The 20,519-nt window shown below is 62.9% G+C and carries 18 protein-coding genes; 4 read left to right on the top strand and 14 right to left on the bottom strand.

Annotation, left to right across the window (positions count from 1 at the left end):
- Positions 1 to 175: 175 nt before the first annotated feature.
- From NZ740_06885 to NZ740_06865, 5 genes are read right to left on the bottom strand one after another with little or no spacing between them, the layout of a single operon-like run.
- Positions 176 to 1,543, bottom strand: coding sequence for an ATP-binding protein (locus NZ740_06885; protein ID MCS6771737.1), 1,368 nt, complete (start codon positions 1,541 to 1,543; stop codon positions 176 to 178).
- Positions 1,544 to 1,571: 28 nt separating this feature from the next.
- Positions 1,572 to 3,776: a glycoside hydrolase family 9 protein gene (locus NZ740_06880; GenBank protein MCS6771736.1), complete on the bottom strand. Its 2,205-nt coding sequence runs from the start codon at positions 3,774 to 3,776 to the stop codon at positions 1,572 to 1,574.
- A gap of 17 nt (positions 3,777 to 3,793) precedes the next feature.
- A complete protein-coding gene (gspD, locus tag NZ740_06875; GenBank protein MCS6771735.1) occupies positions 3,794 to 6,298 on the bottom strand; it encodes a type II secretion system secretin GspD in 2,505 nt (834 codons plus the stop codon).
- Between the two features lie 7 nt (positions 6,299 to 6,305).
- On the bottom strand, positions 6,306 to 6,848 hold the full coding sequence (gene gspM / locus NZ740_06870; protein ID MCS6771734.1) for a type II secretion system protein GspM: 543 nt from the start codon (positions 6,846 to 6,848) through the stop codon (positions 6,306 to 6,308).
- Entirely contained in the window at positions 6,845 to 8,215 is a 1,371-nt protein-coding gene (locus tag NZ740_06865; GenBank protein ID MCS6771733.1) for a PilN domain-containing protein, read from the bottom strand. The genes gspM and NZ740_06865 overlap by 4 nt, the downstream gene beginning before the upstream one ends.
- A 132-nt stretch (positions 8,216 to 8,347) precedes the next feature.
- On the opposite strand from NZ740_06865, the gene NZ740_06860 reads away from it, so the two are divergent.
- From NZ740_06860 to NZ740_06850, 3 genes are all read left to right on the top strand, one after another.
- Positions 8,348 to 9,052: an SDR family oxidoreductase gene (locus NZ740_06860; protein MCS6771732.1), complete on the top strand. Its 705-nt coding sequence runs from the start codon at positions 8,348 to 8,350 to the stop codon at positions 9,050 to 9,052.
- Between the two features lie 125 nt (positions 9,053 to 9,177).
- Positions 9,178 to 10,353 (top strand): FAD-dependent oxidoreductase, encoded by a 1,176-nt coding sequence (locus tag NZ740_06855; protein MCS6771731.1) that lies wholly within the window; start codon positions 9,178 to 9,180, stop codon positions 10,351 to 10,353.
- A 35-nt stretch (positions 10,354 to 10,388) separates the two neighbouring features.
- Positions 10,389 to 10,787, top strand: a complete 399-nt coding sequence (locus NZ740_06850; protein ID MCS6771730.1) for a response regulator — start codon at positions 10,389 to 10,391, stop codon at positions 10,785 to 10,787.
- Positions 10,788 to 10,839: 52 nt separating this feature from the next.
- Here NZ740_06850 and NZ740_06845 read toward each other — a convergent pair whose 3' ends face one another.
- From NZ740_06845 to NZ740_06830, 4 genes are all read right to left on the bottom strand, one after another.
- Positions 10,840 to 11,814: a lipoate--protein ligase family protein gene (locus NZ740_06845; protein MCS6771729.1), complete on the bottom strand. Its 975-nt coding sequence runs from the start codon at positions 11,812 to 11,814 to the stop codon at positions 10,840 to 10,842.
- The gene (locus tag NZ740_06840; GenBank protein ID MCS6771728.1) at positions 11,742 to 12,518 is read right to left on the bottom strand and encodes an RNA methyltransferase; all 777 of its coding nucleotides are present in this window, start codon (positions 12,516 to 12,518) and stop codon (positions 11,742 to 11,744) included. Before NZ740_06840 ends, NZ740_06845 begins: the two co-directional genes overlap by 73 nt.
- A complete protein-coding gene (locus tag NZ740_06835; protein MCS6771727.1) occupies positions 12,515 to 13,297 on the bottom strand; it encodes an MBL fold metallo-hydrolase in 783 nt (260 codons plus the stop codon). Before NZ740_06835 ends, NZ740_06840 begins: the two co-directional genes overlap by 4 nt.
- A gap of 232 nt (positions 13,298 to 13,529) precedes the next feature.
- On the bottom strand, positions 13,530 to 14,012 hold the full coding sequence (locus tag NZ740_06830) for a DCC1-like thiol-disulfide oxidoreductase family protein (protein ID MCS6771726.1): 483 nt from the start codon (positions 14,010 to 14,012) through the stop codon (positions 13,530 to 13,532).
- Positions 14,013 to 14,072: 60 nt separating this feature from the next.
- Here NZ740_06830 and NZ740_06825 point away from each other — a divergent pair, with 60 nt between their 5' ends.
- Complete coding sequence (locus NZ740_06825) at positions 14,073 to 15,695, top strand: DEAD/DEAH box helicase (GenBank protein ID MCS6771725.1); 1,623 nt, start codon at positions 14,073 to 14,075, stop codon at positions 15,693 to 15,695.
- Between the two features lie 18 nt (positions 15,696 to 15,713).
- Here the strand turns inward: NZ740_06825 and NZ740_06820 are convergent, their stop codons facing one another.
- From NZ740_06820 to NZ740_06800, 5 genes are read right to left on the bottom strand one after another with little or no spacing between them, the layout of a single operon-like run.
- The gene (locus tag NZ740_06820; GenBank protein MCS6771724.1) at positions 15,714 to 16,907 is read right to left on the bottom strand and encodes a glycosyltransferase; all 1,194 of its coding nucleotides are present in this window, start codon (positions 16,905 to 16,907) and stop codon (positions 15,714 to 15,716) included.
- Entirely contained in the window at positions 16,904 to 17,890 is a 987-nt protein-coding gene (locus NZ740_06815) for a kinase (protein ID MCS6771723.1), read from the bottom strand. Before NZ740_06815 ends, NZ740_06820 begins: the two co-directional genes overlap by 4 nt.
- Positions 17,887 to 18,681 carry an NAD(P)-dependent oxidoreductase gene (locus NZ740_06810; GenBank protein MCS6771722.1) on the bottom strand — a complete coding sequence of 265 codons (795 nt, stop codon included), beginning with the start codon at positions 18,679 to 18,681 and terminating at the stop codon, positions 17,887 to 17,889. The genes NZ740_06815 and NZ740_06810 overlap by 4 nt, the downstream gene beginning before the upstream one ends.
- A complete protein-coding gene (locus tag NZ740_06805) occupies positions 18,678 to 19,631 on the bottom strand; it encodes a GDP-L-fucose synthase (GenBank protein MCS6771721.1) in 954 nt (317 codons plus the stop codon). Before NZ740_06805 ends, NZ740_06810 begins: the two co-directional genes overlap by 4 nt.
- Positions 19,632 to 19,644: 13 nt before the next feature.
- A complete protein-coding gene (locus tag NZ740_06800; protein MCS6771720.1) occupies positions 19,645 to 20,517 on the bottom strand; it encodes an SDR family oxidoreductase in 873 nt (290 codons plus the stop codon).
- Positions 20,518 to 20,519 lie beyond the last annotated feature (2 nt).

Genomic DNA, 20,519 nt, shown 5'->3' with positions numbered 1-20,519 from the left:
CGCGGTATCGGGGTGCGGCGCGCCCGCATCCTCCAATCGAACCGGAATCCGTTTCTCGGCAAATCGCGTTTCCTGGAGTGACGCGCGAAATTTCCATGGTATGGGAATTCCATGCAATGGAAGCTGCCGCGCAAGGTTTTTACAGACCATGGAAATTTCGGTGCCGCGTGCGACGCTATGGCCCCGGTCCTTGGGGCAATTTCAGCGTTATGGTGAAGGTGCTGCCCTTGCCGGGTGCGCTTGAGACGGTGACCTTCCCGCCGTGCGCGTCCACGATGTGCTTGACGATCGAAAGGCCCAATCCTGTCCCGCCGAGCTTGCGGCTGCGGGATTTGTCCACCCGATAAAAGCGTTCGAAGATCCGCTCGTGGTGTTCGGGCGCAATGCCCACGCCCTGGTCGATCACATGGATCTTTGCCGATCCCTCGTCCCGTTCCGCGCGGACGCGGACTCCGGTGTTGGCCGAGCTGTATTTGATCGCATTATCGATCAGGTTGACGAGCGCGCGCTGCAAGAGCAGAGGGTGCGCCGAGATGGAAAATTCCTCTGGAATATCGATCGAGACGGAGATGTTTTTCTGGTTGGCTTCGGAGGCACAGGCATCCACCGCGTTTTCGATGACCTCTCGGACGGGCACCCATTTGCATTCCAGTTGGGCCCCGGAGCCCTCGTGCTCGAGGCGGGTCAGTTCGAGCAGGTCGTCGATCAACGCGCCCAATTGCTCGGCGTGGCGAGCGATGATTTTGGTGAAGCGTCGCATCTGTTCCGGATCCATATCCTCGCCGGCGAGGGTTTCGGCGAATCCCTTGATCGAGGTGACAGGCGTCTTGAGCTCGTGAGAGGCGTTGGCGACGAATTCACGCTGGGCGGCCTCGAGCTGGCGGATGCGCGTGACGTCGGACAACACCACGAGCGCGCCTTTGATCCGGGCGCCGGAACGTAATGGCGTGCCGCGCACCTGCAGATATCGTTCCCGGGGGCCGAGCAGGACGGCGTCGCCCTCGACGACCTGCTCGTTGCCGCGGAGCGTTCGGCGAATCAGCTCGGCTAGGCGCGTGTTGCGGACGACTTCAAGGAATTCGCGGCCCCGCGAGGTTTGCGGATCGATCCCGAGCATCTGCTGAGCTGCGCGGTTTACGTCCAGCAGTCGCTCTCTCGTGTCCACGACAAGAAGGCCTTCGGCCATGCTTTCAAAGATGGCGCGCTGCTCGGCAAGCAGGCCCTCGATGGTGTGTATTTTTTCCTGCAGGTTGAGGGCCATGGTTTGGACGGCGTTGGAAAGGCTGTGCATTTCGCGAGTGGTCGGGATGGGCCATTCCACGTTTGGTTCTCCGGCCGCCTGTGCCTGGGCGGCGCGACGCATCTGATCCAGCGGGCGCGCGAGGAATCGGGCGGTCGCTGCGCTGGCGACGGTCGCCATCAGGGCCAGTAGAAGGAGGTTTGCAAACGGGGGCAGTTGCGCGGCGGCTTGGATCCAGGAAAGCAAAAGGGTTAGCGAAACGAGGATCAGCCACAATTTCCAAAATAGCGTGCGGCGCCACATCCACGCCATCCTAGCACAAGCCCGGAGATCAAATCGATTCGCGCAGCAGCGCGTGCAGCGCGAGAAGCCACGCGTTGCCAGGCAGGTCGCTACCGGATTCGGAATAGGGGGGGCGCCAAACGGGGACGCCCTCCGGACCTCGTCCGATGAGGCCCTGGAGAACCCGCCGATGCGACCACAGCAAACGGTTCTCCGGATTCAGCCCCAGCAGGTGGTTGACCTGTTGGCAGGCAATCTTGGCGAGGGCTGGATCGCCGGCGGCCGAAGCGCGTTCGAGGAGAACCACCGCGAACAGCAGACGGACCGCCTCGGCTCCAGGCGCGATGGATTCGTGATCGCTCGGGTACGTACGGGCTCGAATTTTCTCCGGCGGCAGAAATCCGCGGTTGTCGGGTCTCGGCCTCTGAGGCCCTACTGCTTCGATACCGGCGGGCAGCCCGCCGTACGGATTCATCGCCGCTCCGGCGAGGAGAACCCCTCGGATGTAACGGTTGAGTACAACATTGAGATCGTCCTTGAAGGGACCCGGTTCGATGGCGCCTTCAAGCCGGATTATGCCAAGAATCGCCAACGCGGCCGCACTGCGGGTCGCATCGGGCGGTAGAAGTTGGCTTCTCAGAGCGTCTGCAAAAAATTCCCCGTAGAGGTCGCCCTCGACCGAATGGCCGGGCCCGATCTGGCGGCCGAACAGAAGGCGAGCTGCATTCTCGGCCTCGGTGCGGTATTCCCGGATGAAGGTTGCCCGGTACAGTTCGGCCGCCGCCCAAAGCCGCTGGCCGATGGATGGCGTGTCGTCCAGCCGCCGGGCGACAAGCGCAGCCTGGGCCTGTTCAGCCACCACCTGCAACTCGCGTGAGAGTTGCAGGCTCACCTGCTCCCGAAGGGGCGCCAGCGAGCGCGCGAGGCCGCCAGCGATGGCCGCAAGCGTCGAGGGTGGCGCGTTCGGATCGCGCACAAGGCGCGGTGCAGCGTCCCGCAACCAGTAGCCGAGTCGCTCGATGTCCCACCGATACCGTTCGGGCGCTTTTCCGGTTTCGATCGCGCGCGCAAGCGACCAGGCGAGCAGGGCACGGTGTTCGACAGCTTGCGGCTGGGCAGCCGCCGCATCGACCGGGATTCGAAAATCCAGCGAGTCAAGCCAGGCTGCCAGTTCCCGTAAAAGATAGTTCTCAAGATGCGACCGATCACGGCGTACGTCCGCGCTGATCGTCTCGCCAGAATTCAGAGACACGATCAGCGTGAACTCGCCTGCAGGCAGCTCAGATAGGTCCGCAACAGCCAGTCGGCTCCGCCAGCGCGGTTGGATTGGCGTCAATTCGCCGCGGAGCGCAACCGATCCATCCGTTCGACGCGCCTCAAACAGGCCGGTGAGCGGGGTGGTTGCGTCGCCTCCTCGGGCGCGGAGGATTGCAACGACCGGCCATCCGTCTTCCCCATAGGCGATCTGATTGACGGAGAGAGTGAGCTCGAGGGGGCCTGCACGCGGGGGTCGGCGTCGGGCGGGGGCGGTTTGAAGGAGAGAGGCATACAGCGTGGCAGAGGATTCGGCGCCAGTCCATCCATCAAACATGCGCGAGGGCGGAAGGATGGCGCTGTACCAGACCACTCCTGCTCCCAGACGGTGTTCAGTCAGGACAGGAGCGCCATCCGGATCCTCCATAAGCACAGTAGCGCCATCAGCTCGAACCGGCCACGCCATCCGAGCGGCTGGTCCCCAGTCGAACTCGCTATTTTGCGTGGGGGGGAGTGGCGGGCCGGGTCGGGCGACGCGAGACCGTCCGGTGCGTTCCCGCGGCTCGTCTGATAGGGGCTGCACGCCGGCCAGTCGAGCAGCCGGCCCGACGGGTCCGATGATCAGGAGCCGCCCGCCTTCGCGCACGAAGGAGTCGAGCATGTGTAGCTCGCCGGCGCGCAGCTCAGGGGTGTCGATGAGAACGGCGGCATCGAATTGAGTCGGAATATCGGGCTCGGTTCGGTCCGCCCCGATGAGCAGATGATGGGCGTCGACCCCATTCTGACGGAGCAGGGCGACGAGGCGATCGATCTGATAAGTGTGGAGCGCCAGGCCCCCGGGTGCACGGTCTGCGATCTCTTCGAGGGTCAGAACCGCGACGGTGGGTGAAGAGGCCGTGGAGTCCGAAGTCGAAGGGGCGGATTCAGAAGTAGTTTTGCGTTTGCAGGCGGCACCGAGGGCGATTCCAAGGCTGAGGATGAGCAGAAGCCGGTATGCCATATGTCGACCCAGCCGGCTCAAAGGTCCGGGTTGGGCTGGCCGTCTTCCGGCCCCGCGTTTCCAGCGCCATTATTCTTATCAGTATCTGGTGCCGCTGCGGGTTCGGGCGAGAGCGTTATATCTGGCGCAGGTTTCAGTTTGTTGTCCGAGGGTGAATGGGCGGGCGTCTCGGATAATTCTCTGCCAAACAGATCCCGCACCAAACCCGGCGTGACCACGGTCTGGCGATCGCGCAAAATCTGGTCCGTTTGTGCGGCTGTTAGTCGCGGGAGCTCACTGTCCGACCAGTCGCGGTGCCAGCGAACCTTGGATGAATGAGATCCCTTGTGTAGGCGGACGGTCTCCTGGCGCGCCTCTTCAGGCGTCATGAGCACATACGGCGTGATAAGAACGAGCAGCTCGGTTCGGGCTTCCTCCCGTGAATCGGAGCGAAATAGAGCGCCCAGCAGCGGAATGTCGCCCAGCAGGGGGACCTTGGTTCGGGATCGCGTCTTGTCCGTGCTGACCAGGCCGCCCAGCACGATCGTGTTTCGGCTCTGCACGGCGATCTGCGCATTGATTTCGCGCTTGGTGATCACCGGGACCCGGTTGCCATTGATCAGTTCAAACCCGCCGACATTGTCTGCCTTTTGCGAGATTTCCATCACGACGTAGCGCTGCGGATTGATCCGCGGAGTAACCGACAGGTCGATGCCGATGTTGCGGTATTGGTAGTTCTGCGTTTGCGTGCCGGTTTCCGTCGTACTGGTGGATGTGACGACCGGCCGCTCCTCGCCGATATTGATCTTGGCCTCCGTGTTGTCGGTGGTGAGCACCACGGGGGTTGAGAGGATTCGGGCGTCGCGCGAACTGGCGGCAAGGCGAATGATCGCGTCGATGTTGAGATCGAAGAAGGTAAGATAATAAGTGAGGGTGCCGGACGAGAGGGCCGCGTTGCCGTCCGCTTGGGTTAGGAGGCTGTTTCCGGCGCGGAAACCGGAGCCGCCGCTCATGACGGAACCGCCTCCGAATGAGTAAACCGGCAGCCGTGTGGACAAACCTCCGCGTGGTCCGCGGGAGATGTCCTGATAGGCGGTGACCGAGCGCTGGAGCCAGTCGACACCGGACTGAATATCCTTGCCCAAGTTGATTTCGAGAATGACCGCCTCGATCAGGACCTGGGCGAGCATGATGTCGAGGCTGTCGATCACCTCGAGCAGAGCATCGAGGTCACTCTTCCGCCCCATGAGCAGGAGCGAATTGGTTCGTTTATCCGCGAGGATTTTTGTGTTGGGCGAGAGGCGGCCAAATGTGCCGGGCGAGCCTTCCTCGGCCGCCTCGCGAGCGGCGCGCTCTTCCACCCGTTGCTGGATGAATTCGCGGAGCGCCTGGCCGCGGGCATCGGCGGCTTCGCCGGTCGGCGGCTGAACGCCGGCTGGGGGGCCGGCGCCCTTCTCCGCCGCGGCCGCGCCAATGAATTCATTGAGGATGCCCGCGATTTCCTCGGCCTTGGCGTATTCGAGCGCGACGACGCGGACGGCGATGGCCGGATCGATCGGCCGGTCGAGCACTTCCACGATGCGGTCGAAAAACACGAAATTTTCCGGCCGCGAGATGATGAAAAGGATGTTCGTCCGCTCGTCGGCGATGATGCGGACTTTGCCGGTGATTACACCGCGTTCGGCGGCCGCCGCGGCGGCCGCAGCGGCCTGTTCTCCCTCCGGTTTCGGCGGGCGCAGGGCCGCGATGGCAGGCGGGACCTGAATGTTGGCCGTGTCCACACGCGGCTTTTCCTCCTTCGCCTGGGAATCCGCGATGAGGTCGTTCAACCGCGCTGCGATTTCAGAGGCCTTCGCGAATCGGATGGTGTAAATGCGGGTTTCGACCTTGGACTCCACGGGCTGGTCGATCAGCTCGAGGATTTCCATGATCCGCGCCAAATTCATCGCCGTGTCGGTCACCAGCAGGCTGTTGGCGCGCTCCAGGGGCTGAATTTTGCCGTAGCCGTGGATGAGGCTCTGGATGATGGGTGTGACCTCGTTGATTTCGACGTGCCGGAGAGTGATGACCTGGCTGACCAGCTTGTCATTCTCGGGGAACTTCGTGTCGGGCAGCGCGATATTGAGCGGCATTCCCTCCTGGCGGGCGGCGGTGGTCTGTACCACCTTCACGAATTTTTCGCCCATAGGCACGAGGGAGATATTGTTCATGGCCAGCACGGCTTCGATTGCCTCGAGCGCCTCCCGCACGGTGAGGCGCGACTGGCTCTTGAGCGTGATGGAAGCGTTGAGACCGGGCGATTTGATGATGGTGCGGTTGAGAAGGTTTTCCGCGACGAAGTCGAGCACCTGGTCGAGCGGGGAGTCTCGGAAATTGAGCAGAATCAACCGGTCGTTGCCCGCGGCTGTCCCGGCCGGCGGCGGAGGCGGCTGGGCGAGCACGGGGATTGGGCGAATGACCGGCGGCAACAAGCCAGCGGCGATCCAGATGACCAGCCCGGTATAGCACCGGCGCGCCCAGCGTGATCGAAGGGGTCGAATCATCGTCGTATCACCGGGTAGCCGCGGCAGCCCCGCGGCTGAATGCGAAATGTATCGTCACATTGCCTCTCATGCGGCCCGCGCTGCCTTGCGCGGGCGTCACCGTCAATTGCCGGACATCGAGCATAGCAGGGTGGGTTTGGACCGCATAGAGAAAACGGACCAGCGGCTCCAGCTCGCTCTCCCAACTGCAGTCGATCGCCACCTCCGAAAGATCGCCGGTGGTCCTCTCGCGGTCGGGCTCCATGCGCGATATCGAGACGCCAGATTCGTCCGCCAGGCGCTTGAGGGTGCGCAGCATGTCGGCGGTCACCGGATCGGTTGCCGCGTATTGGGGGATCCGCGCGCGCAATGCAGTGTAGCGCGACTCCCACTCGGGGCGCTGCTCGATCAGCCGGCGGGCCAGACGGATCTCGTCCTGCGTTTTGCGGAGCTGGTCGCGCGCCTCGCTCAGCGACTCGAGGGCGGGCGCGCCGAAATACCACGTGCCGGCTGCGAGCGCGACAAGGCCTGTTACCACGGCCAGCACCATCTCGCGGGGGGAAAGGGTCATTTGGCCTCCGGCGGCAGTTCGATGGTCACTTTGAACTGCGAGCGGTTCTTGCCGCCGCGTTGCTGCTGCGTGATGCCCTCGGGCTTCACAGAGGGAAACAATGTGGATTTCTCAAGCTGTGAGAAAAATTCATAGATCGGGTCGCTCTGGTCCGCTTCACCGCGCAGAGAAATTTGCCCGAACTTTTTGTAGGTGAACGCGGTGAGGTCCACGCCGGCCGGCAGCCGCTCGCTGATTTCGCGCAGGCATTCGAGCGGCGAATACCGGGGATCCATGTACCGCTCGAGCGAACGAACTTGTTCCTTCAGCTGTTCCACCGCGCGCGCCGGCGCGCGCATTTCGGCCAGTTCTGCCTGCGCTGCGGCGAGGCGGCCCTGCCGGATTTTCAGCGCGGCGGCAACCGACCCGACCGCCCCGAGCCAGATTGCGATCATGACGCACGCGGCTACCGCGAGATTTCGACGGAGGCGTTTCGAGGCGATTGCCGCCTTCCACGCGGACGGCGCCAGATCCAGGACATGCGGGCCCCTCTCCAGCGCCCGGCGGGCGATGCCTTCGGAGAGCGGCGGCAGGGTGTCCAGGATGCGAGGCTCCACGCGGAACGGGAGCGCGCCGGAAAGCGTGTCTACAAAGGAGGCAGGAACCGACGTTTTGCGCCAGAGTTCAAGTCGTTCCGGAGCGGGTAGTCCCCACTCGGATTCCAGCAGCGTTACCGTGTAGGCGATCTCCTCGGCGAATTCCAAAGCGCTGGAAGCGGGGTCCGCCGCCGAGATTGGTCCGAGGGATCGTATGATAATCGGTGCGCCCCGTTGGATCGCGAGCAGTTCGGTTCTCGGTCCTTCGGCCAGCAGAATAAGCGCCCAGCCATCTTCGGGGAGGTGCCCTTCCTGGCGAAGTAACCGCCACCAGCCGAACACCGATATATCTAAGTCTCGCGGCAGGCGGGCTGCGCGTCGAAAGGTCTCGGCACAGGCTTCGACATGCTCGTTCAACGCCGCTGCCACCACCACCAGGGAAGAGGTCTGGTCTTGCGCTACAACCTCCTGGCCGATGGCCATATGTTCGGCCGGAAAGGGCGAAAATTTGTCCACCTGCAGGGCCGCCATGTCGCGGATTTCCGCGAGGTCGATCGTGGGAAGGCGGATCGCGCGAAGCAGCGCTTTTTCCGTGGGCAGAGCGACCGCGATCGGGCCTTTCATGCCGCGGATGGCAGCGCCAAGGGCGGATTGGCGCGCCGCATCATTGTCCGTGGGGAGGGCCAGGCGCCGGTGCTCGGCGACCTCGATCTGCCCTTTACGGCGCCGGAGGGTGGTCCACTCCACGGCGTCCGCCTCGACGAACACACCGGTTATGAACACGTCAGCCATGAAGAATTCAAATATGCCCGAATGGGCGAGAAAGCGAAAGTCGCGATTTGCTGCAGGGCGCTCGAATCGGTCGTTGACGCTCTGAAAACAAACACGCTCAATACGAATCGTGCTTCACGAGAGCGAATGCCGATGGAGAAAGCAAACTTTCGAACGATTGTTGTTACCGGCGCGACTCGCGGGCTGGGCCTCGCGATGGCCGAAGGGTTCATCGCCCGCGGCCACACGGTAGTCGGATGCGGTCGCGATGCGGCCCGAATCAGCGCTCTCCGCGCCCGATTTGGCGCGCCGCACCGTTTCGACGTCTGCGATGTGTCGAACGCCGACAGCGTGCGCCGGTGGGCGGATGCCGTGCTCGCCTCGCACGGGCCGCCGGATCTCCTGGTGAACAACGCGGCGATTATGCTTCGGCCAGCGCCACTATGGGAGATTGACCCGGCTGAGTTTGCGCGGATCACCGCCATCAACATCAACGGCTCGGCTTTTGTGATCCGCTTTTTCGTGCCGGCGATGGTGGCTGCTCGACGAGGGGTCATCGTCAATTTCAGCTCGGGATGGGGCCGGTCGACCGATGCCCATGTCGCGCCCTACTGTGCGACAAAGTGGGCCGTCGAAGGGCTGACGCAGGCCCTTGCCCAGGAATTGCCGCGCGGCATAGTGGCAGTTGCCCTAAACCCCGGTATCATCGACACCGACATGCTGCGGCAATGCTGGGGCGACGATGCGCGAAACTATCCCTCTCCCACCGAATGGGCTCAGCGAGCGGTCCCGTTCATCCTCGGCATTTCGGCCCGGGACAACGGTCGCGCACTCACCGTGCCGGGCGTCCCGACCTGATCAGTGTTTTCACGATTTGAGCGCAATGTTTCGCTCACAAATCCTTGTTCACCGGCGGCAGGCCCGGTGAGGTCGCCGCGATCGCTTTTTGACCCCTCCTCGCCCGCTATGTCATCATCCCCAGCATGACTGCGCGCAGATGGCGGGTGGCGATTGCCGGTGCTGGACCGGCGGGCTTGTTCCTCGCTGAAGAACTTCTCCAAAGCCCGCACCCTATCGAAATTGAATTCTTTGAACAGATGCCCGAGCCCTTCGGTTTGGTGCGATATGGCGTGGCGCCGGACCACCCGCACACGCGCCGCGTGGCGCTGCACCTTGAGAGAATACTGGCCCATCCCCGGGTGCGACTCCACACGTGCGCCCGCGTGGGGCGGGATCTGTCCCTCGACGAACTCCGGGCCCGATTTGACGCCGTCGCAATCGCGACCGGAGCGGCCGACGACCGAACGCTGGATATCCCCGGAGAAACGTTGCCCAACGTGTGGCCGTCTCTTCATTTTGCGGGATGGCTCAACGGACACCCCAAATTTTCCGGCCTCGACATCCGGCTCGATGTGGAAGAAGCCCTCATAGTTGGAAACGGCAACGTCGCGCTCGACGTCGCCCGAATCCTTTGCCGGACGCCGGCAGAACTCGCCCAGTTTGACCTTGCGCCCCGGGCCAGGGAAAGCATGTTTCGAAATTGCCTGAGGCGTATTCGAGTGGTGGGTCGGCGAGGTCCTGTCCAGTCCTCGTTTGGCGAGAACGAGCTTCGGGAGTTCGGAGACCTCGCCGGGATCGACTTCCGCATCGATCCGATCGTCGCCATGCCGAGCGCGGCGGATGAGGCGGAACTGGCAGCGCCGCAATCAGACCGGCAGCGTGCGGTGGTCGCCGCGCTAAGGGAGTTCGCCTCGCGGCCTCGTCCCTCTGAGCCGAGAATTGAACTGGGATTCGACTTTCTACGGCGCCCCATCGCGTTTTCCGGTTCCGATGCTGTGAAGCAAGCTACGCTCGAGATCTGCCGGCTCGACGGGGAGCCTTTTGAGCAACGCGCGATTCCCACCGGCGCTCTGCAGCGGGTGGACGCGGGGCTGGTGATCGTCTCGATCGGCCATCGGGGGCGCCCGATTCCGGGTCTTCCATTTGATGAAGTCCGTGGGGTCATTCCCACGCGAAATCACCGCGTTGTGCCTGGGGTTTATGCGGTAGGTTGGATCAAGAGAGGCGCGCGCGGCCTGATCGGGCACAACCGACGCGATGCGATGGAGACGGCGCGTGTGATTCTTGACGATTTTGAGAATCGAAATTGCACCGTCTAAGTGGGTATATTGATGCAGAATCTGGGGGATGAAACATGTCCAAGGTTTTGATCATCGAGGACGAACCGATGTTGAGAAAGCTGTTGGAGCGTGTGGTGCAAATGGTCGGGCTCGAGCCCGTTTCGGTCTCGACCGGCGCTGAGGGGCTTGCTCTGGCCTCTTCGGACAATCCATCGCTTATCATTACGGACCTGTGCCTGCCGACGCCTCCTTCAAATGCGGAACTGGTGATGGCTTTGCGGCAGGCCCGGCCGGATTGTCCGATCGTCGTGACGACCGGCTACAGTATTGGCAATTTGGACACGCGGCTCCGTGCGCTTGGGGCTGTCTACTTTCTCGAGAAACCATTCGATTTGTTTACGGCACGTTCGCTGATTGCCGCGGCACTGCCGGATTCTGCCGCTCGAAGCTCGTCGAGCCCGTCCAGCTCGTAAGGGCTTCCCTGCGGTTGGTAGTTTTTGGGCGTGAAGCTCCAGGGCAACTCGGCTACCAGTCGAATTCCGCCAACGAGGCAGCCCATGCGGGATCGTGCCGCGCAAGTGCGGCCGCTAGATCGGCTGGCGAGAAGGGCGTGGGAAACCACGGCTCGATCGATCCGCCATCAGCTCGATCCACTCGTGTGACCACTCCTTTCTCGACATGAAGCTGAGGACCGCCAACGAACGGGATCCACGAGAAGGCTGGCGTTGCGCCGAAGATCCACTCCTGCTCGGCATGTTTTTCGGCCATTCGGCAGAGGCCATCCAATTCGGCCGGGTCGAACGTTCTCCAGGTTTCCGTCCCCGCCAGATGGATGGCGAGCGCTCGCGCAATGTCGGTGAGGTCGTGGAGTGCGGTGTATTCGCTGAGATTCGCAACTGGCGCGGGGCGCGAAGCGATCGCGCGGGTTTCGACCTGCGGCAGGGCAGGCTGGAGCGCACGGCGGAGCCGCTCCAGATCGGCATTCACCAAGAGGGTTCCGTGGTGCATTACGGCGTTCCCCCGATAGCAGAACGCCGTTCCAGAAATTTTGCGGCCGCGGACAAACAGGCTGTTGCCGTGAGCCACTTCAGCCTCCACCTCGAGGGAGGCGAGAGCGGCGAGGGTCTGATCCAAGACGCGGTCCCGACAATATTCCGTCCTCGGCAGCACGAGGCAGAAATTCAGATTTCCCTCGTCGTGCCAGACCGTGCCTCCGCCGGAGACCCGCCGCCTGACGGCTATGCCCTCGCGCCGGGCCCAGCCGGTAGCGGCTTCCCGCCACGGATTCTGATTTTTCCCCACGACGATGCTAGGGCCGTTGACATAGAACAAAAGGGCGCGCCCCGCGGTCGCAAAATGGTCCAGCCACCAATCCTCCGCGGCGAGGTTGAAGGCCGCCTCTCGACGACTTGACCAGAGCACCTGCACTAGCTCGACGGCTCCGCTGGGGCTGCCGCCTTGGAGCGTCGACGCTCCTGCGGCGTGTGCTTCGCGCTCCACATGGCCTGCCGCGCCAGCCCCATCAGGATGTTGACGTCCGCCTCGCTCAAATACCCCCGACCGAAAATCCGGCGGAACGCCATCATCATGTGGTCGATCTTGATTTCGTCGCAGAAGCCGATCGTCAGCAGCATCTCCCGCCAAAGGCTGAGCATACGCTCTCGCATCACAACGGGCGCCTCGGGGTGGATCTCGCGGGGCGGCTGGAACTGGCCGGAGGCGACGAATAGTTCATACGCGCAAATCATCACCGCCTGCGCGAGGTTCAGCGACGGATAGGCCGGCGAGCTCGGGATCGTGATCAGAAGCGTGGCGTATTGCATCTCTTCATTGGAGAGGCCGTGGTGCTCGGGCCCAAAAACGAGCGCAACCCGACCAGTGCAGGCGGATTCCAATAATCGAGGCGCCCATTCGCGCGGCGTCTTCGCGTGGCTTCGGTAAAGCCCCTTGAGTCCAGTTGTGGCGGCGACGATTGAGCAGTCCGCCACCGCCTCCGGAACGCTCGCCACCTGCCGGCGGTTCTCCAACACGTCTTGGGCATGGAGTGCGTATTTCTGCGCGTCGTAAAAGTCCATGTCCGGGTTCGGATTCACCAGTACGAGGTCGGAAAGCCCCATGTTTTTCATCGCGCGGCAGACCGCCCCGAGGTTACCGCCGTAGATCGTCCGCACCAGAACCACCCGTATGTTGTCGAGTGGATTCACACGATGCACAGTTCCGTCGGGCGGTCTGGGTAGGCGGCCTGCACGCACACATGGCCGTGCCCGAGTTGCAGCAACGTTTCCCGCGCTGTCCGGCAGGCGAGCTCGGGCCTGTTACAGTCCTCGCTCAAATGCGCCAGAAACACATATCGCAGGTCCGGACCTGCCACTTCGGCGAGCAAGGCGGCGGCCCCGCGGTTCGAGAGGTGCCCCTGCCGACCTCGGATTCGCTGCTTCAAATGCCACGGGCGATCCGCCTCCAGCAGCAGCTCCTCGTCATGGTTCGACTCCACCACCAGGGCCGCACATCGGCGCAGCCGTTCGCGGATCAGCGACGTGCTCATCCCCATGTCGGTCACGATCCCGACGCGAGACGCGCCATTCGACACCACAAACCCCACCGGCTCATATGCATCGTGCGGAACCGCGAACGGCTCGATCGTCAGGTCGCCGATCTCGAACGCGCACCCCGTCGTAAAAACATGCCATTTCAAACCCTCAAACTCGGGCTGGCGTTCAAGCGCCTCGATGGTCCCGCTGTTGGCGTAGAGCGGAATGCCCGTGCGCTGGTAGAGCACCCGCAGCCCTTGCGTGTGGTCGCCGTGCTCATGGCTAACGCACACGGCGCGGATTTCATCCAGCGATTTTCCGATTGCTGCCAGGCGCTGCTCGATGGCGCGCGCGCTCAGGCCCGCATCGATCAGAATGGCGGTCCGCCCCGACGCGACGAACGTGCAGTTTCCGCTGCTGCCGCTCGCGAGGATGCTCAGTTGGAGACTCACGCGCGCATTGTAGCACGCCGGACCGCCTTTCAAGCCCGGCCCGCCGGAGTTCTCAGGGCTGTCCCCCAGATGCCGTTTCCATGCAATGGAAAAAAATTTTCGGCAATTTCCATGCAATGGAAAAAATTTTTCGGAAATTTCCATGCAATGGAAAAAATTTTTCGGCGATTTCCATGCGATGGAAATTCCGTGCGATGGAAAGCTGCTAGGCCGGCCGGGTTCGGGCCGGGCATCAGCGGGCGCCGTGCGGAGCGGCTGGGTCTACCTGCGGTGACGGGTCCACGGGCTGGGTGAGAAAGCGAGCTGGATTCGCGCCGGCGGGGAGCAGGCAGGTGGTCTGTTGCCCGAACCAGCGGTATCGCCGGCGCGCGAATGCATCGTAGAGGGCGTCCCGCCAGCGGCGGGGAAGGTGCCGGAAGACGGTCAGCCAGCGCCACGGGGCGCGCAGGTGGTAGGCGATCGCCAAGGCGGCGTCGCTGCGTTCGAGGAGGGTTTTCCCAGTCCAGAGGTAGAGGGTGTCCAGCCGGTCTGGGTCCCGGCCGGCGGCGCGGACGAGTTCGCGGCCGGCGGGCGATTGCAGCGCGGCAAAACGGCACCAGGGCTGTCGTTCGTGGGCGAGCACAAACCGAACCGCCCTGTTGCAGAATCCACAGGCGCCGTCATATAATACAATGCAATCCAAGGGGTTTTTGCCGTATTTCGCGGCGGCCGTCATTGGATCAGACGCCTCATTTGAGGGTATCCTTTCTACGGCATTGCGTTCGAAAGTCATTTCATGGTCCGAAAACTGATTCAGCAGGTCATCCGGCGCCTTCGCGGCGCAACTTCCACGGTCAAATCTGCGCCATCGGTCCCAGAAGTTCAACCGAAGCCCACTCCCGCGCAAGTCCCCGAATCCTCCCGAATGAACAAGCCCAGCGGCCGTCGGCGCGGCAACGCGGCGGAGGCGCCGTCGATTTCCGCCGCCCCGTCTCTCGATGCGGCTCCTTCGGCGGTCGCCTGGGATCCGAGTATGTTCCAGGTCCCCGTCGCCGAGGGCAAAACGCGATTTCACGACCTAAACCTTCCCAACGAGATTCTCCACGCCATTGCGGATCTGCAGTTTATGTACTGCACGCCGATCCAGGCGGCGATCCTTCCGCATACTCTCTCCGGACGTGACGCCTTTGGGCAGGCGCAGACAGGAACCGGCAAGACCGCGGCCTTTCTGATCACGATTTTCACCCGCCTACTTCGCGAGGCCCCGGCCCTGCCAGCGAAGTCCGGAGCGCCGCGCGCCCTCATCCTCGCACCGACCCGCGAGCTGTGCCTGCAAATTCACAAAGACGCACGGGCGCTCGGCCGGTATGTGCCGTTTTCCTCGCTCGCGGTCTTTGGCGGTATGGACTACGAGAAACAGCGAGATCAGTTGCGCAAGGAGCGCGTCGATATCGTTGTGGCCACGCCGGGGCGCCTCATCGATTTCAAACGGCGCGGCGACCTCGACCTACGCCATGTGGAAATTCTCGTGATCGACGAAGCCGATCGCATGCTCGACATGGGATTCATTCCCGATGTCCGCACCATCGTCCATTCGACGCCGCCAAAGGACCGCCGGCAGACCCTTTTTTTCAGCGCGACGCTCACACCCGACGTGCGGCGGCTGGCGGCAGCATGGACGCGCGACCCCGTCACCGTCGAGATCGCGCCCGAGAAGGTGGCGGTGGACACCGTGGAGCAGGTGACCTTCATTGTCACCAGCGAGCAGAAATTCGCGCTGCTCTACAACCTGCTCACGCGAGAGAACGCCCGTCGGGTGATCTGCTTCGTGAACCGGCGCGATGAGGCGGAGACCCTTCTCAACCGGCTGCGCCGCTACGGACTGGACGCCGAGCTGTTGTCCGGCGCTGTCGCGCAGGAGAAACGGATCCGGACCCTCGAGCGCTTCCGGCGCGGAGAGTTTCGCGTGCTGGTGGCGACAGACGTCGCGGGCCGCGGCATCCACGTGAACGGCGTGACCCATGTGGTCAACTACAACCTGCCCGAGGATCCGGAGGACTATGTGCACCGAATTGGGCGCACCGGCCGCGCTGGGGCGAGCGGCACATCCATCAACTTCGCAGACGAAAACGAGTCGTTCCACATTCCGGCGATTGAGAAGTTCATCGGCAAAACGCTGAGCTGTACACATCCCGAGGATGATTGGCTCGTGCTTCCGCCCCCGCCGGAGCAAACGGCGGAGCGGTCCGATCGCGAACGGAAGCGCGCCGCCGCGGGGCAGGGCGACGATTCAGGCGGTCCGCCGCGTCGCCGGCGTCGACGGGCCGGTCGGGGTCGCGGGAGGTTGGCGCCCCGCAAGTTCGACGAAGCGCCGGCCGATGCGCCGAGACCCCCGCCTGCGCCGGATATTCCGGTTTGATCCCCCGGTTGAGGCCCTTCAGGAGACAAGTCGCAGCAACGCGGACACAGTGCGTTGCACAACTTTTTCCAAATCGAAATGTTCCCTTGCGCTGGCCAGCGCGGCACTGCCGAGCCGGGCACGGAGCGAAGGGTCTGCCGCCAGCTCCGCGAGCCGCCGGGTGAATAGGTCCATATCGTCGGGCGGAAAGAGAAACCCGTTATAGCCGTCGCGCACGACCTCCCGGACACCGCCGAGGTCGGCGGCCAGGATGGGCAGGCCGACAGCCATGTTGTGGACGAGCGCTCCGGTCATGTGGAAATCGTCTGAGCGGTGGCCGACGCGCATGACAAGGCCAATGTCGCCTGCGTTGAGCGCAACGTTCACATCTTCCGGCCGGGGCAGCCATCCGGTCATTTGAACAATGTCCTGGATTCGGAGTTCTTGGGCGAGGGCGCGAAGCGGCTCGAATTCAGGTCCATGCCCCACGAGCAGGAAACGGACGTTGGGCAGTCGACTTCGCGCGGCAGCTAATGCGCGGAATATGCGGTCATTTCCCTTGTTGGGGTGGAGGATGCCATGGTGAACCAGGACGACGTCGTCTTCCCCGTAGCCGAAGCGTGCGCGAGCAGCGGCGCGATCGGCGGGGTGGTAAAGCCGAGCATCGACAGGGTCATAGATTGGAACGACGCGGTCGGGGTTAATGCCGTGGCGGGCGAGGAAATCGCGTGTGTTACAGGCCCGCGTGATAATGAGGGGTAGCTTGCGCCACGCCGCCCAATCCAGGGCCTGAATCGCGCGCGCGAGCGCGCGATGGATCGGGCCGCCGGAAAGGTAGATGTCGGTGAAAAAGTCGGCGACGGTGATGGCGACGTTCGGACCGAAGAATAGCCGGGCGAGGGGCGCGGCGAGTGGGACAGTTTCATCGATGTAGACCGCGCGGACGCCGAGTCGGCGGCACTGCAGCCCGATCCATGGCAGCCAGAGCAGCCAGAGCAAGTATTTGGCGACTTTGTCTCGGTGCTTTGTGCGGTCCACGCGAAAAGGCACCCGGTGCAGCACGGCCACGCGGGCGATGGATTCCGGGTCCGGCCGTCGGCCCTGTGGGCCAAAGTAATGTACCTCGACGTGTTCGGAGAGGGCCTGCAGCAGCCGGGGGAGGGCGTGGTACAACTCGGCGTGCTCCGCGGCGCCGTACCGGAACCAGAAGGCCAGCCGGGGCTTTTCGCTCATGACTCCGGCGTGCGGAAGATGATCTGGGAGCCGGTGTCGCTGAAGCAGAAGGGGATTTCAACGAGTTGGCGGAGCGCGTCGCGAACCGCGGGCTGCGCATGTGGTTCGACGTATAGGAGCAGGAAGCCGCGTCCGCCGGCGCCGAGCAGTTTGCCCCCGATGGCTCCAGCCCGCAGGGCGACGTCATAGGCGTCGTCGATGGCTGCATTGGTGATTCCCGAGGAGAGGGACCGCTTGTGGAGCCAGGCGGCGTGAAGAAGGCGGCCGAAGGATTCGAGATCGTCCGAACCGGTAAGGATTCGTTCGGCGTGGTCGACCATCGCGCGCATTTCTCGCAGGGCGGGGATGTTGCGGGCGGTGTTGCGGGACTGCTCGCGGAGGATTTCCTCTGCGGAGCTTTCCACCCCGGTGTAGAACATGAGAAGGCGGTCGCTGAGAGCCTTCTTTCTTTCCGGCGCCAGCGGAACCAGCCGTTCCCGGACGCCGTCGGCGGTGAAATCGTATCGCCGCAAACCGCCGAACGCGGCGGCGTACTGGTCCTGGTGGCCGCCCGCATCGCCGACCCGTTCCCGTTCGACGACGATCGCCTCCTGCGCGAGTTGCGCGGGCGTGCAGGTTTCGCCGCGGAATGCGTGGAGCGCGTTGAGGAGGCCGACGGTGAACGACGAGGAGGAACCGAGGCCGGTCCGACCGGGAAGGTCCGCGATGTGGCTGATTTCCATGCACGAATCGATGCCGAGAAGGCCGAGGCACTCGCGGACGAGCGGGTGCCGGATTTCGGAGGGGTGAATCACCGTCTCGGTCTGCGCGTAGCTGACGCGGATGCGATGGCGGAAAAACGGGCCGAGCGAATGGACGGCGAGGTAACAGTATTTGTCGATCGATGTTGCGAGGACGGCGCCGCCGTGTTCGCGGTAGAATTCGGGAAAGTCGGTTCCACCGCCGAAGAAACTGACGCGGAAAGGCGTGCGCGAGATGATCATGCGAGCGTCTCCCGGCCGGCGAGCACGTCGGCGACGAATCGGCGAACCGTTTCGGACGTGGGGGGCACGGCCCGCCAGCGTTTGAGTTTCTCGATGTTCACGTCATACACCTCCGGAAACCCGACCGGTTCGGGCAGTTTCGCGCCCGGTATCCACGACGCGATCTCGCGGAGCGACAGCGTGCCGTCTCCCGCGACATTCCATATGTCATCCTCTACCGCGCCGGCCAGAAGGTCGAGGACGATTGCGGCGAGTTCGCGGGTATGAAGGTATTGATAGCGGGAGTCGGGGTGCACGCGCAACGGGAGGTTTTTTAGCAGGTCGTACACACTGTTTTTCCGGAGGCCCGGCCCGACGAACCCGCCCATTCTGAGGATCAAACGGCGCGGCGCGTAAGCGCGGACAAGGTCCTCGGCGATCAGTTTGTGGAGGCCATACGGTGAGAGCCGGTCGCGCCGGATGGCGGCTGTTTCGCGGTTGGCAGCGGGGTCGCTAACGTTGTCGTACACGTCGATCGAGGAGAGGAAGCAATATCTCTCATATTGAAAGTCGTGCAGAGATTGCATGACTGAGCGGACCGACAGATCGAAGTCGAGGGCCGGCTGTTCGCGCGCGAGAAATTTTTTGGAGTTGCCATTGGCATTGATGAGCCACCGCGCGGCAAGGCCGGGCTGGTAGGATTCGCGGGTGACCTCGATGACTTCGAGCCCGCGGGCCTTTGCCTCAGCAGCGACGGCCGAACCGATGAATCCGGCGGCGCCGATCACGATCAGATCCGCGGACCGGCTCACAGACGGACCTCGCCCGTTTCGCGGGCGTGAAGGAACCAGTTGGTCGTGCGCCGCAGGCCCTCTTCAAGAGGCGTGTCGCAGGACAGGCCGAGGCTCCTGAGTTTGGAGACATCAAAAATTTTATCCATCTGCCCGTCTGGTTTGGACGTATCCCAAACGATTTCGCCCTCGAAACCGGTGACTTTCTTGACGGTTTCCGCCAGTTCGCGGATCGAGATTCGGCGGCCGGCGGAGATGTTAACCGGCTCGCTCGAATCGTAGTGAGCGAGGAACCAGGGGATGGTTTTGGCGACGTCGCCGGCGTAGACGAAATCACGAGTCGGACGCCCAGTGCCGAAGGCAGTGATCGAGGGGCGCCCCGCCTCTTTGGCCTCGATGTACTTGCGAATCATCGCCGGGATTACGTGCGCCTGCTCGAGATTGAAATTGTCCCATTCGCCGTAAACGTTGCCGGGAATCAGCACGACGGAGTTGAATCCGTACTGGGTGCGATAGGCCCATGACTGGATCAGCAGCATCTTCTTCGCCACGGAATAGCCGACGCTCTCGATCTGGGGCAGGCCGTTCCACATCTGGTCTTCGCCGATCGGCGAGATGGCATTTGCGGGATAGGAGCATCCACCCATGAATGTGAGAAACTTTTTGACGCCGGCCCGCCACGCCTCGTGGAAGATGGCCGTATTCATCGCCAAGTTTTCGTAGAAATATTCCGCGGGCCGTTTCTTGTTGTCGAGGATCCCTCCGGATTTGGCGGCCATGTGGACGACGCAATCGGGCTGGATATCGCGCATCATCCGCTCGGGGACGCCGGGCTGCAACAGGTCATATTCGGCGCGAGTCGGGCAGACAAATTCCGCGTCGAAGGCGTTCTTCAGTTCGGGCAGGACATGATGGCCCAGGAATCCGTGCGCGCCGGTGACGAGGATGCGTTTGAATCGGCGGTCCTTCATCGTTGGAGACGGTTTACACGTTGGCGTACTGGTTTTTCCGAATGATCTGATAGCCGCGGATCAGCTCGGCGATTCCCCATTGCAGGGAATACCGGGGCATCCAGCCGGTGCGCTCGATCCGCTCATTGCTGACAATATAATTCCGCTGGTCAGGATCCCGGCCGATCGGCGCCTCCATGATTGTGAAGTCCGGAATCTGCTTTTTGATTTCGAGACAAAGCTCCATCTTGGATAGGTTGGCCGAGCTGAGCCCGACGTTGTAGGCTCGACCTTTCATCTGATCCCAGTGATCGATCGCATGCAGGAAGGCGTACGCGACGTCACGGATGTGGATGTAGTTGCGCTTGAAGTGCGCTTCAAAGAGTACGATGAACCGGTCGGTCAGGGCGCGGTAGGTAAAGTCATTCACGAGCAAATCAATCCGCATCCGAGGGCTGACGCCAAACACCGTGGCGAGGCGAAAGGAGATGCCGCGGCCGCTTTCGAGGACGTACTTTTCCGCCTCCACTTTCGTGATTCCGTAGAGCGATATCGGTCGGAGTGGCGAATCCTCGGTGCAATACTCGCCCGAGTTGCCGATTCCGTAACCGCTGTTCGTGTTGGGGTAGATGATTTTCTGGTCCGGGCGCGAGAGGTCCACGATCATTTTGACCGCGTCGCGGTTGATCGATTCGGCTTCCTGTGGGCGCTGCGCACAGGCTGGAGCGCCGACGAGGCATGCGAGGGGGATGATGATGTCCGCGCTGTCGACCAGTTTTTTTATCAGAGTTCGATCTCGGACGTCGCCGCGAACGATGTTGAAGTGGTCGTATGCGCAGCAGTCCAACAGCGACGCCTGGTTGTACATGAAGTTGTCAACAACCGTAACGGCGAAGCCGCGTTGCAACA

The sequence above is a fragment of the Kiritimatiellia bacterium genome (assembly GCA_025054615.1).
Lineage (GTDB): Bacteria > Verrucomicrobiota > Kiritimatiellia > CAIVKH01 > CAIVKH01 > JANWZO01.
This window is presented reverse-complemented; position numbering and strand designations above follow the sequence as displayed.

What these genes read in the sequence shown, in the direction of transcription:
- NZ740_06885 (MCS6771737.1), bottom strand. Translation starts at nt 1,543, where the DNA reads ATGTGGCGCCGCACGCTATTTTGGAAATTGTGGCTGATCCTCGTTTCG.
- NZ740_06880 (MCS6771736.1), bottom strand. Translation starts at nt 3,776, where the DNA reads ATGGCATACCGGCTTCTGCTCATCCTCAGCCTTGGAATCGCCCTCGGT.
- gspD (MCS6771735.1), bottom strand. Translation starts at nt 6,298, where the DNA reads ATGATTCGACCCCTTCGATCACGCTGGGCGCGCCGGTGCTATACCGGG.
- gspM (MCS6771734.1), bottom strand. Translation starts at nt 6,848, where the DNA reads ATGACCCTTTCCCCCCGCGAGATGGTGCTGGCCGTGGTAACAGGCCTT.
- NZ740_06865 (MCS6771733.1), bottom strand. Translation starts at nt 8,215, where the DNA reads ATGGCTGACGTGTTCATAACCGGTGTGTTCGTCGAGGCGGACGCCGTG.
- NZ740_06860 (MCS6771732.1), top strand. Translation starts at nt 8,348, where the DNA reads ATGGAGAAAGCAAACTTTCGAACGATTGTTGTTACCGGCGCGACTCGC.
- NZ740_06855 (MCS6771731.1), top strand. Translation starts at nt 9,178, where the DNA reads ATGACTGCGCGCAGATGGCGGGTGGCGATTGCCGGTGCTGGACCGGCG.
- NZ740_06850 (MCS6771730.1), top strand. Translation starts at nt 10,389, where the DNA reads ATGTCCAAGGTTTTGATCATCGAGGACGAACCGATGTTGAGAAAGCTG.
- NZ740_06830 (MCS6771726.1), bottom strand. Translation starts at nt 14,012, where the DNA reads ATGACGGCCGCCGCGAAATACGGCAAAAACCCCTTGGATTGCATTGTA.
- NZ740_06825 (MCS6771725.1), top strand. Translation starts at nt 14,073, where the DNA reads ATGGTCCGAAAACTGATTCAGCAGGTCATCCGGCGCCTTCGCGGCGCA.
- NZ740_06820 (MCS6771724.1), bottom strand. Translation starts at nt 16,907, where the DNA reads ATGAGCGAAAAGCCCCGGCTGGCCTTCTGGTTCCGGTACGGCGCCGCG.
- NZ740_06815 (MCS6771723.1), bottom strand. Translation starts at nt 17,890, where the DNA reads ATGATCATCTCGCGCACGCCTTTCCGCGTCAGTTTCTTCGGCGGTGGA.
- NZ740_06805 (MCS6771721.1), bottom strand. Translation starts at nt 19,631, where the DNA reads ATGAAGGACCGCCGATTCAAACGCATCCTCGTCACCGGCGCGCACGGA.